This is a genomic window from Saezia sanguinis, from assembly GCF_003991585.1.
Taxonomy (GTDB): domain Bacteria; phylum Pseudomonadota; class Gammaproteobacteria; order Burkholderiales; family Burkholderiaceae_C; genus Saezia; species Saezia sanguinis.
The window spans coordinates 1-255 of sequence record NZ_PQSP01000138.1; the positions used below are offsets into that span (position 1 = coordinate 1).

General features: G+C 66.7%; 1 protein-coding gene. It reads left to right on the top strand.

Translation table 11 applies throughout. The features are described 5' to 3' along the window. Positions 1-255 (top strand): PhnE/PtxC family ABC transporter permease (locus CUZ56_RS15260; RefSeq protein ID WP_126981203.1); only part of this gene is annotated, 255 nt, incomplete at both ends.

The window sequence follows — 255 nt, forward strand, 5'->3', positions numbered from 1 at the left end:
GGCTCGGGCCCATCGCCGGAACATGCGCACTGGCCATCGGCTCGATCGGATTCCTCGGCAAACTCGTCGCCGATGCGGTCGAGGAGATCGACCGCGGGCCGGCGGAAGCGGTCCGGGCAGTCGGTGGCGGATGGTGGAAAACCTTGTTCGCCGCAGTCATCCCGCAGGCCGTACCGGCTTTGATCGGTTCCGGCCTCTATCTGCTCGACGTCAATATCCGCACCTCCACGGTGCTGGGCATCGTGGGTGCCGGTG